This window comes from Hymenobacter crusticola (genome assembly GCF_002154225.1).
GTDB classification, from domain to species: domain Bacteria; phylum Bacteroidota; class Bacteroidia; order Cytophagales; family Hymenobacteraceae; genus Hymenobacter; species Hymenobacter crusticola.
In genome coordinates this window covers 163,188-173,228 of the sequence record NZ_MTSE01000011.1, presented here as the reverse complement: position 1 = coordinate 173,228, position 10,041 = coordinate 163,188, and the positions used below count along the sequence as shown (strand labels likewise).

Below are 10,041 nucleotides of genomic sequence, written 5' to 3'. Positions count from 1 at the left end.
CGAGTTCACCGCTTTCTCCGGCCGCGTACACGGGACGAAACAGAATAATCCCCGTCAGCGAAACCTCCAGCAGGGAATGCAGCAGCTCGTGGTTAGCGGCGAGGTCGGCCGGGAAGCCGGCTGGGGAAGAATGCATAGATAGTAGATAGTAAGGGTAGCAGATAGTAAAAGCGTTCTAAGGTAGCACATTACACTCGTCTGCTACGGATGGCCTGTACCGCCACCTAGCTACCCTTACGTCCCGTTGGAGGTAGTGTATTTTTAGGTGTTTGCCAGCGGCGGGCACCAGGCCAACGACCGGCCGTTGTAGTGGTGCTCACTACGGTCGTGCGTTCACGCGACTAGCTACGGACGAATTAGTTTCCCGCCGCCGCTTACGTAGCCAAGCCCCTCACTCCCCTACAGGTTGAGTTGGTGCTAGCTCTACGTTTCTAGGCGGGAGCGGACGTTGTAGCGGTGGGAAAAGGTCGGTAGGGTAGATAGACCGAGAAGGTGGTACCTACCTGTAGTTGGCTCTGGACTTCCACGCGCCCGCCTTCGTTCTCAACGATACGCTTAACCATGTATAGGCCCAAGCCAGAACCCTCTACGTGCGTATGCAAGCGCCGGAACATAGTGAAGAGTTCTTGGTACTGGCTTTTCGCAATACCCAATCCGTTGTCCTGAACGCGCAACACGAGATACTGGCCTGCTGGGTCTAGCTGGCAGAAAATACGCACCTGCGGTACCCGGTCAGGGTGGCGGAACTTCACCGCGTTGCTGAGCAAGTTGTAGACTACCGAGCGCAGATTCTTCGGGGAGAACCACACGCCGGGGCAGGCGGCTACGTCCACTACGACCTGCGCTCCGGTTGCGGCCAGCAACGGCTGCAGGTCCTGGCGCACTTCCTCAATAACGGGCTGTAGCAGCACCGCCGTAACAGGTGCCGTGTGCTCCTTCTGCAACTTCACAACATCACTCAGGTGGTCGAGGGTGCGCTTAAAACGCGTCACCGCGTCCTGCATCATATCGAGGATCGGCTGTAGCTCGCGGGTGAGTGGCAACTCGGGCGGCAACTGCTCCTGCACCAAGGACACGAGGCCTTCGATGTTCGTAATAGGTGCTTTCAGATCATGGGAAGCTGTATAGATGAAGTTGTCCAGATCGATATTGGTGTGGGTGAGCTGCGCATTCGAGTGTTGTAGCTGTTGTTGCGACTGCCGCAACGCTTGCTCGGCCTCTTTGGCCGCCGTGATATCGATAACGACCATGACGTGGCCGCTTACTTGACTCTGACCATTTAGGAGCGGTACAGCGCTCACCCGCGTCCAGACCTGCGTGCCATCCTCCTTCGTGTAAACCATCTCGACGCCGGGCACCACCTCCTCGCCCCGCAACGCCCGGGCGCCGGGAAACTCGGTGCGGTCGAGCAAGTGGCCATCCGGGTGGTAGGCGCGCCAGCGCCCGCGCCGGGCGTCGCGCGCGGGGATGACGCCGGTCGACAGATACTGTTGCATGCTACTATTGGCTAGCACGACGTTGCCCCGAATATCTACAACGCCGACGCCAACGGGCAAGGCGGCAAACACCACGGCAAGTTTCTCTTCGCTGGCTCGCAAGGCTTCCTGAACGCGGACGCGTTCCACGGGTCCCCAGATGCGTTCGGCAACCTCTTCGACCAGCGCTACCTCTTGCGCCGTCCAGGCCCGGGGCGTAGTTTGGTTGGCAACAAAGGTGGCTACTAGTCGCCCTTGTTTCAGTAAGGGCACCACTACGGCCGCGCGAATATCGTTGCCTCGGTAGGCGGCCCGTTGCTCGTTGGGCAGCACGGGGTCAGTGTCGACGTCGCGGCAGACCCAGGTTTGGCCGTCTAGCAGCCAGGGCATGGCCCAGTCGCCAAGCGGGTAGCGTCGCGCGTGGCTTGGGGCACCGGGCCGGTGCCAATCGTGAGCCACCACGAACTGCTGGGCGGTTTCATCAATGTCGATGTAGTAGGCGCGGTCCACTGCTAGGTGCTCGCCGAGCAATCGGGCGGCGGTGACCTGTACGGCGACCGAGTCGGTGAGCGGGCGCAGCGTATCGCTGAGCTGAAGCAGGAACGTTAGCTGCTGCTCCCGCGCGCGCAACGTTTCTTCGGCCTGCTTGCGGTCGTCGATGTCGGCGGAAGAGCCATACCAGCGAATGATCTGGCCACTGGCCGGGTCGCGAAACGGCTCGGCGCGCACTAAAAACCAGCGGTACGTGCCATCGGCAGCCCGAATGCGGTGTTCTACTTCGAAGACGGTGCCAGTGCGCCGGGCTTGCTCGAAAACCTCCATTGTGCGGGCTCCATCGGCTGGGTGCACAAACCCACCAGCCACCGCGGCGGCCGTGCTTGGCTCAAAGGCTACGCCGGTGTAGCGGCTCCACTGCCGGTTGAAGAACTCCGTGCGGCCTTCCCCATCCGTGATCCAGATGATCTGCGGCACAGCATCAGCCATGGTTCGAAACCGCTTTTCCGACGCGCGCAGCGCTGCCTCGCTGCGGGCGCGCATCACAGCCGACCAGGTGCGCTCGGCCGTTTCCTCCAGCAAAGCTAGCTCCTCATCGCGCCAGGCGTGCGCCTGCGGGTAGTGCATGAAGAGCACGGCGATGAGCTGCCCGTCCTTGAGCAGGGGCACGTTGATGGTGGCCCCAAGCTGTAGCACCGCGTGGGCGGCTTTTTCCTGCTCGCTCAGCTCCGGGTCGTGGGCAATATCCGGCCGTACGACGGAGCGGCCCTGCTTAAAGGCGCGCAACAGCTCCGGGCCGTAGTCGTCGTAGTGGTAATAGCCTTCGAGGCTGGCCACGCCCGCTTGGGTGTAGTTGCGCGTCACGACGATGTGCGCGTTGTCGCCCTGGTCTTCGGCGTAGCCCACGCGGCTGGCTCCCACATATTGACCTAGGGCGCAGGCGGCCTCATACTGAATGCCGGCTGGATCGGCTAAGGGGCGCAGTCGGTCGCTGAGGTGGAGCAGAAAGGCCTGCTGCTCTTGGGTTTGCCGCAAGGCTTCTTCGGCCTGCCGGCGTTTTGGCTCCGCAGCCAAGGCCGCCGCTTCTGGTTGAGCAGCCTCCGTCGTGAGGCTCAACAGCAGCCCGCCACCCACGCGCTGGCTTTCTACCTGCCAGCGGCCCAGCTGGTCATTGAGCGTGGCGGTCAGTTGGAAGCTGCGCCGTTCGTTTGAAAGAAACGCGTCGAGTAGCGCGGCCCAGCTCTCATCGGTTCGGCAGTTAGGAAACTGTTGCACATACGCAGTCGATGGTTGGGCCGGCAAGCCTAGCATTTGTTGCGCAACGGGGTTGAGAAAGGCGAAGGCTAGGTCCTGCAAGGTGCCTGCCGAATCGTACACCGGCGTACAGAGCACTAGGCCGCTGGACGAAACGTCGAGCACCGTCGTGAGCAACGATTCGCAAGGGAACACATCGGGGTACTGAAAGGAGGCAGCAACAGGCATGGAAGAGCTACCTAGGGAGTGAAGATACACCCTAGGTAGCGCTGTCTACGAGTCTATAACGGATAGGGAGGGAGAAGCATCCTTTTGCTTCTTCTAGAGCGAGTAATTCTCGAAAGAAATAGACTTCTCGCCGAAGGGCCTCACACGAATAGCCGCGCTAGGCTAGCCCAACTTCTTTCGTTCAAACTGTAGGTCGCCGCTGAGGGCTTCGTGCTTCAGGATTGAGTCGTGCACGATGCGGGCCTGCTGGCCGGTTTCGTCGGCTTTGCGGAAAAACAGTTGCGCCACCGCTTCTTGTAGGTCGTCGGCAAAGTGGCGACCTAGGTTTTGCAGCAGCATCTTGGTTTCTTCCAGCCCGCGCATAGATTGGTAGAGCATACTTTCTACCGACTGGGTAACCTCGCTGAGCAAGGCGCTGACGGTGTACGCGTGGCCCGTGTGGCAGCGGTAGCGAATAAGCTTGCCTTCAATGAGTTGCGTTAGCGCCCCGTGGCAGTCGGGGCAAGTCAAGGGTGTGGGCCGACCTTTGTCGATGATGCCTAGCTCGAAGCCGCCTCCCTGCTTGGCAATGGTCAGTTCGATTTTGAGTAGATCTAGCTCGGCGGCGGGCAGGCGGGTTTTGGCGGGCGCGCGCTCTTGGGTCAGACGACCTAGCAGGGCACCTAGCTGGGCCAGCGGCACGACGTAATCGGCCGCTACAAATTCTAGGGCGTTGGTCGGCATGGAGGGCTGCTCGGCATCTTGGGGGTCTTGCACGATGGCCCGCCCGCCCATGCGCTGCACCGACCACAGGCCCGAGGTGCCATCATCGAGGTAGCCAGTCAGCACGACGCCAATCACCCGGGGACCATACGTGTAGGCCGCCGACCGGAATAGGGCGTCGATGGAAGGCCGGAAGCGGTTCTCCTTGGGCCCTCGCGTGACCAGCACCCGGTCGGCTTCCAGTAGTATGTGGTGGTCAGCGGGGGCCACGTAGATGACGCCTGGCTCCACCGTTTCCTCGTTTTGGGGGTGCCGAACCGGCAGGGCCGAAACCGAGCTGAGTAGCTGGGGCACGATGCTGGGCGAATCAGCCGCTACGTGCAAAACCACGAAAATGGGAGCCGGAAAATCGGCCGGCAGGGCTTGCACGAGGGCCATCAGGGCCGCCGTACCGCCCGCGGAGGCGCCAATGACGACAATATCCCGGTAGGGCTTCCGGCTTTTTGCGGGTGGGGATGTGGTCATGGCGTTTTTTAGGGCTAGGTTACTTACCGAGGCTTGGTGCGAAGGACACTAGACCTAGCGCCTCTCAAGGTGCGCACCGCCTCCTTCATGGATACGGCTAAGCGGGCAAGCTAGGGCAACTGCTTCAGGCACTCATTGCAAGAGAAGAAGAAATGGCTGCCGGGCCTAGGTCAGGAAGAAGCGGCCGGTTGTCGTTCCCCACTACCGGAAACAAGGTTCCTAATCCCAATTGGGACAGGCTGTGGTGCAATACGAGCGGCACGTTGCACAACCAGACGCGCGTCCCGCGCCGCCGCAAGCACAACAGCTGCGACACAAAGTGGCACACGCCCAGTGGGTGCGGAATACCTAGCTCGCCGCAGTCGATCAGGAGCTGCGGCAGGGGCGCTACCAGCAGCTCCGCCAGTTGCTTTGCATTCAAGCTAGCTAAGACAACGGGCGTGAGCGCAGCGGTAGTCGAATCATTCAGCATAACAGCAGTAGAAACTTGCATACACGGAAAGAGGAAAAAGTGAGTGAACCACCAAAGCGCGGCACGAGGGGGCGCTTGCAACAGCGAGGCGCAGCTAAAAAGCCGCTTGGAAAACGAGCCTACCAATACGGCGCTCGTGTTGGTCTGCGGGAAACGCAGCCGTCCGACAACACTACAAAGGAACGGCTTCCTATGCCGCGCCAGCCCCGCAGATTTACGGGATTCGCTTGGGGTGGCTACCTGATTATGGCTCCGTATGAATACGCAGTACGGCTAGGTTGCCTAGCCACTACCGGGCTAAAACCAGCCTTGCTCCATGGCATATTTTACCAAGGCCGGCGTGTTGCTGGCGCCGGTTTTCTCCAGCAGGTTCTGGCGGTGCGACTCGACCGTACGCCGACTGGTAAAGAGCTTATCTGCAATTTGTTGATTCGTGAGCCCCGTGGCAACCAGCTGCAAAATTTCCCGCTCCCGGTGCGTCAGCGTTACTTTAACCCCGGCGCCTAGGGTCGTGCTTGGCTGGCCCGACTCAAGGCGGAGGACTTTTTCCAATAGGCCCAAGCCAATTTCCGAACAGAGAAACCGCTGGCCGGCGGCAACGCTCTGCAAGGCCGCAACCACTTCGTGCTTCGCCGCATTTTTGAGCACGTAGCCGTGGGCGCCCGCCGCCAGTGCTTCCCCAATGGTATGCTCGTGGGTCATCATCGAGAGTAGCAGGATGCGCAGGTGCGGGTACTCGGCCCGCAGCCGGTGCGTGGTGGCGAGGCCGTCGAGCCCGGGCATGTTCAGGTCGAGCAGCACCACGTCGGGGGCGATGGTGGACAATTGGTCGAGCAGCAGCTGCCCGTTACTGGCTTCGCCTACCACGTCGAACAACGGGTTGCCGGCGAGCAGGGTACGCAGGCCTTCGCGGATTAGGACGTGGTCGTCAACGATAAATACGCGAATCATGGCTATGAGAAAAGAGGAAGGGGAATACGCAAACGAATATGCGTGCCGAATTCGGGCGAGGAGTCGATGGCGACGGTACCGCCCAGCAGGGCCACGGCGTCGCGCACGGTGCGCAGACCTAGGCCTTCGGCCACGGTCTGCGGGTCGAAGCCGCGGCCGTTGTCTTCGGCCCGCAAACTGACCCAGTTGGGTAGCGTTTCTAGTTCCAGCAGAGCCCGCGTGGCCCCGGCGTGCCGCACGATGTTATGGGCCAGCTCTTGGGCTAGGCGGAAGAGGGTAACTTGCACGGGTTGTGGTAGTTGTTGTTCCTCACTCCACACCTGACACTCGATGCGCAGCTGCGGCGTGGATAAATCGCGGCATACGTCGCGGACGGCCACGGCGAGGCCAAACTTGGCGAGGGAGGTGGGCACCAGCTCATGCGCCAGGGTGCGGGTCTGGCGCATGGCTTCAGCCAGCAGGCGAGCGGTTTGCTCGTGCAGGGAGGCCAGGGCGGGCAACTCTTGCAGGGCGGGGGTATCTAGCTGATCGAGGCGCAGCTTGGTGGCGTACAGCACTTGGCCTAGGCTGTTGTGCAGCACTTCGCCCAGGCGTTCCCGCTCGTTTTCTTGGGCTTGCAAAATGGCCAGCAGCAGCTCCTTGTGGCGGTCCAGCTTCAGGGCTAGGTTTTCGGCTTCCAAGCGGCCTAGGTCGCTCACATCCAAGCACACGCCCAGCACCCGCACCGGGGGGCCCGGCGAGTGGGGGAGCGGCACGGCCTTGCAGCGTACCGTTTTGACCGCGTCGCCCACGCGCAGGCGCAGCGATTCGTCAAACGTATCGGTGCCGGCGGCCAGGGTGCGTACCAGGCGCGCAGCGAGCGGCCGGTCGTCGTCCAGCACGGCATCGAGAAAAAATTGGGGCTTGACCGGGCTACCTACTGCCCGACCTAGGAGGTGATACAAGCCGTCAGACCAGATAAGTTTTTTGGTAACCAGATCGTAGTTCCAGCTACCCATGCCAGCCACTGCTTCCGACTCTTGGAGAAGCGCTAGGCTCTGGATTTTGGCTTGCTCCAGCAGCTTGCGCGCCGTGATGTCCTCGGCTGTGTACAGCAGCCCGTCGGCTAGCTTCACGGCTACCAGCCGCAGCCAATGGTTGTGCCCTTGCTGATCGTCCAGCACCTCAAAGTCGGCGCGGCGGCCGGTTTCGACCACTCGCGCGAGCTGCTCAAACACCAGGGAGCCCGTGCCCGCCGGGTGCAGGGTGCGATAGTGCTGACCGATCAACGGCTGGCCGCTGTAGTACGCCTGCGCGACGGGGTTGGCCAGTACGTACTCAAAATCGAGGAGGAGGCCGGCGTCGTCGCGCACGCTGCGCAGCAGAGTTACGGCGTTGGTGGTCAGGTCGAACACCGATTGCAACCTAGCTTGGCTTTCGCCCAGGGCTTGCGTGCGCTCGGCTACCTGCCGTTCCAGCTGGGCATTAAATTCCAGGAGCTGCGCTTCGGCTTGCTTGCGGGTACTCACGTCGCGGGCCGTTCCTAGCCACCCGGTAAGCTCATCTTGGGCACCGAGCACTGGAATAGCGCGCGAATGCGCCCAGCCCACGGTGCCATCGGCCCGCCGCACGCGGTGCTCTAGATCAAACGGGCGCTTTTCGCGGATGGCCTCGGCAATGACGGCTTGCACCTGGGGCAAGTCCTCGGCCGGAATGTACTCCTCCACCCAGGCGCGGGTCGGGCCCGAAGCGTCGGCCAGAAAATCTTTGCCGATCAGTTGCTCCATCTGCGTCCAGTCGGCGTCCATCCGGTACACGGTATCGGAGGTGGCGGTAACGAGCAACCGAAACTGCTCCTCGGATTGGCGCAGGGCTTCGGCCGCTTCGTGGTCCGCCGTCACATCGAGCAGCACGCTGCTGACGTGCGCGGGCTTTTCTTGCTGCCGCTCCACTACCCGCCCCACTTCGGCAATCCAGCGCACGGCCCCATCGCCAGGACGCACAATCCGGTAGCTCGCCCGAAACTCGCCGTGGGCTTCCACCTGCTGGCGGATGCTCGCCCACGTTTCGCGGTCGTCGGGGTGCGTCAGGGCCATGGCTTGCACCAGCGTCAGCAGGCCCTGCGCGGGGTCGAGCCCCAGCATCCGAAACCGCTCTTCGTTGCCCCACATCGTATCCTGTTGGTAGTCCCAGTGGCAAATACCGAGGTGGGCTAGCTCCACGGCCTGCCGCAGGCGGTCTTCCGATTCGCGCAGGGCCTGTTCGGTTTGCTTACGGGCAGTGATGTCGCTGAAGAGAACGGCGACGTGCCGATCAGGCGGGGAGCCCACGGCAAAGGCATTCACATCAAACCAACGGCCAACGGACTCGGCGTACCCGTCGAAGCGCGCCGGCTCCCCCGTGCGGGCTACCTGGCCGTAGATGGTGGCCGAGAACGGCTCCCTGGTAGGTACCAACTCGCTGGCAGGTACCAGCTCGCTCATGGTCTGGCCTAGGGCGGGGCTCAGCCCCGTATGCTTTTTGAATGCTGGGTTGACGTCGAGAAAGCGATAATCAAAGGGCTGCTGCGCCGCGTCAAATAGAACCTCCACAATGCAGAAGCCTTCGTCCATGGAGTTGTAGAGCACCGTGTAGTTAGCGACGGCGCGCTGGGCTAGCTCGTCTTTCACGCGCAGCATTTCCTGGGCCGCTTGCTCGCGCTCGGTCACGTCTTGCAGCAGGCCCAGCAGCTTCACGGGCTGGCCCGCAGCGTCGCATTCCACCCGGCCGTGGGCTTCCAGCGTGCGCAGTTGGCCGTCGGAGCGGTAGATGCGGCGTTGATAGGCGTACGGTTGCTGGTCCGCTACGGCACGAGCGAGTATCTGCTCGACACGCCCTGGGTCCTCGGGGTGGGAGCGGGAATCAATGAGCGCCACACTAGGGATAAAGGCGCCGGGCTCCTCCCCAAACAAGCGAAACAAACCGTCGGAAAAATGTAGGTGGCCCGTAGCCAGTTCCAGCTCGTAGCTGCCGGTGCGGGCCACGGCTTCGGTGCGCCGGAGCAGGTTGTCACTGGCAAGCTGCTGGGCTTGCTGCTGCCGTTCCTCCTGCTTCTGCGCCGTAACGTCTTGCCAGTACACCACCCAGTGGTCAGCTTGCCGGGCGGTGGTCATGCTGATCCACTGCTGGTGTTGGGGCAGAAAGAACGTGCTAGGTATTAACTGCCCGCTCACCACCAATCGTAGCGCCTGCTGTAAGTTGGGGGGCAACGTGCCGGCGGTGTCCGGGCCTAGCTGTTTTCCTTGCAAAGCCTGCCCCGATATGCCCCACCAGTGCGCCGCTTGCTGGTTGAGGTGCAGCACCGTGCCCTGCGCATCTAACACTACCACGCCCCACGGCAGCGTTTGGAACAAAGAGTCCACCTCCGTCCCGGCCCCGTCGGCAGCACCGACGGGTTCTGGGGGGACGGCGGGGTCCGCCGAGGGAGTAGCACGAGGGTTAGTTTTACGCATGCATCGACAGCTGGCAACCAGGAGTAATTGTTGCCTTTCTAAGAGACTTACGCAGGAGCTTCCATTTTAGCTAAAAGCTAGAGTGCGTGAGACCTAGAACCTTGTAAAGGGAACCTAGCCCCTGCCGGGGGGCTGGTCCGTTTTCAGGTTAATGACTTGTTTGTAAAGGGTGAGTAGCCGAGACCGAGAGAACGGGCCGACCTAGGCTAGGGAAGAACGTGGATGGCCTGGCGCATGTCGGTCCAGCTTAGCTCGCCGGCTACGTAGCGGGCGTAGAGCTGTCGGTCAGCAGGCGTGACCTTGGTTTTCAAGCCAGGAATAACGTCCTGCATCTGAGCTAATACCCAAGCCCGCTGTGCGGGAGTTTGGGCGTTGGGGCCAAAGCGTGCATCGTATGCCATACAAAGAACCGAAAAGGAGCGCCGTGGTACGCTGCCCCAAAGGTGCGGTTTGAAAAATCGCAATGCGC

General features: G+C 61.8%; 6 protein-coding genes. All 6 read right to left on the bottom strand.

What is annotated here, in order from left to right; all coding sequences use genetic code 11:
* Positions 1-431: 431 nt before the first annotated feature.
* The 6 genes from BXP70_RS19150 to BXP70_RS19125 all read right to left on the bottom strand — a co-directional run bounded on the left by BXP70_RS19150 (position 432) and on the right by BXP70_RS19125 (position 9,973).
* Positions 432-3,452, bottom strand: coding sequence for a PAS domain S-box protein (locus BXP70_RS19150; RefSeq protein ID WP_086595726.1), 3,021 nt, complete (start codon positions 3,450-3,452; stop codon positions 432-434).
* Positions 3,453-3,614: 162 nt separating this feature from the next.
* Positions 3,615-4,679 (bottom strand): chemotaxis protein CheB, encoded by a 1,065-nt coding sequence (locus BXP70_RS19145; RefSeq protein WP_086595725.1) that lies wholly within the window; start codon positions 4,677-4,679, stop codon positions 3,615-3,617.
* 124 nt (positions 4,680-4,803) lie between these two features.
* Positions 4,804-5,172 carry a hypothetical protein gene (locus BXP70_RS19140; RefSeq protein ID WP_143436581.1) on the bottom strand — a complete coding sequence of 123 codons (369 nt, stop codon included), beginning with the start codon at positions 5,170-5,172 and terminating at the stop codon, positions 4,804-4,806.
* 276 nt (positions 5,173-5,448) lie between these two features.
* The gene (locus BXP70_RS19135; protein ID WP_086595723.1) at positions 5,449-6,102 is read right to left on the bottom strand and encodes a response regulator; all 654 of its coding nucleotides are present in this window, start codon (positions 6,100-6,102) and stop codon (positions 5,449-5,451) included.
* A gap of 2 nt (positions 6,103-6,104) precedes the next feature.
* Positions 6,105-9,572, bottom strand: a complete 3,468-nt coding sequence (locus BXP70_RS19130) for a sensor histidine kinase (protein WP_086595722.1) — start codon at positions 9,570-9,572, stop codon at positions 6,105-6,107.
* Between the two features lie 206 nt (positions 9,573-9,778).
* Positions 9,779-9,973, bottom strand: a complete 195-nt coding sequence (locus BXP70_RS19125; protein WP_086595721.1) for a hypothetical protein — start codon at positions 9,971-9,973, stop codon at positions 9,779-9,781.
* Positions 9,974-10,041: the final 68 nt, after the last annotated feature.

Coding starts and splice junctions, on each gene's coding strand:
- BXP70_RS19145 (WP_086595725.1), bottom strand. CDS start 4,679: ATGACCACATCCCCACCCGCAAAAAGCCGGAAGCCCTACCGGGATATT.
- BXP70_RS19150 (WP_086595726.1), bottom strand. CDS start 3,452: ATGCCTGTTGCTGCCTCCTTTCAGTACCCCGATGTGTTCCCTTGCGAA.
- BXP70_RS19130 (WP_086595722.1), bottom strand. CDS start 9,572: ATGCGTAAAACTAACCCTCGTGCTACTCCCTCGGCGGACCCCGCCGTC.
- BXP70_RS19135 (WP_086595723.1), bottom strand. CDS start 6,102: ATGATTCGCGTATTTATCGTTGACGACCACGTCCTAATCCGCGAAGGC.
- BXP70_RS19140 (WP_143436581.1), bottom strand. CDS start 5,172: ATGCAAGTTTCTACTGCTGTTATGCTGAATGATTCGACTACCGCTGCG.
- BXP70_RS19125 (WP_086595721.1), bottom strand. CDS start 9,973: ATGGCATACGATGCACGCTTTGGCCCCAACGCCCAAACTCCCGCACAG.